The sequence below is a fragment of the Melaminivora alkalimesophila genome, assembly GCF_000282995.1.
GTDB lineage: Bacteria > Pseudomonadota > Gammaproteobacteria > Burkholderiales > Burkholderiaceae_C > Melaminivora > Melaminivora alkalimesophila.
On the sequence record NZ_ALEE01000454.1, the window covers coordinates 1 to 650 of the forward strand.

Sequence of the window (650 nt, forward strand, 5' to 3'; positions counted from 1 at the left end):
AGCTGGCGGCTGGCCGCCTTCGGCACCGTGTCGGTGGTCATGATGCCCTCGGCGGCGCGCGCCCAGTGGGTGGGCTGGGCGTCGGCCAGGGCGGCCGGCAGGGCGGCGGTGATGCGCTCGACCGGGAGCTGCTCCATGATCACGCCGGTGGAGAAGGGCAGCACCTGGGTGGCCTCCACGCCCAGCTGCTCGGCCAGGGCGGCGCAGGTGGCGCGCGCGCGCGCCAGCCCCTCGGCGCCGGTCCCGGCGTTCGCGTTGCCGGTGTTGACCACCAGGGCGCGCACGCCCCGCCCCGCCGCCAGGTGCTCGCGGCAGACCTGCACCGGCGCGGCGCAGAAGCGGTTTTGCGTGAACACGCCGGCAACGGCGGCGCCTTCGTCGAGCAGCAAGACCGTCAGGTCTTTGCGGCCGGCCTTGCGCACGCCGGCCTCGGCGACGCCGATGCGCAGCCCGGCGACGGGATGCAGGTCCTGGGCCACAGGGGCGGAAAGGTTCACGGGCATGGGTGGTTCATCCTCGAAGGCACGAGACGCGGCCGCTCAGCTGAGCTTGCCGTGGCATTGCTTGTATTTCTTGCCGCTGCCGCACGGACAGGGGTCGTTGCGGCCCACGCGCACGCCCGGGCTGGCCAGGCCCCCGTCGCCCGGGCC

Annotated in this window: 2 protein-coding genes; both read right to left on the reverse strand. The window is 74.6% G+C overall.

Annotated elements, in window-relative coordinates; all coding sequences use genetic code 11:
* A partial coding sequence (locus tag A612_RS08875; protein WP_019374145.1) for a bifunctional ornithine acetyltransferase/N-acetylglutamate synthase occupies nucleotides 1-503 on the reverse strand: 503 nt, incomplete at its 3' end.
* 36 nt (nucleotides 504-539) lie between these two features.
* The coding region (locus A612_RS18160) for an SEC-C metal-binding domain-containing protein (protein ID WP_141630346.1) at nucleotides 540-650 on the reverse strand (111 nt) is incomplete at its 5' end.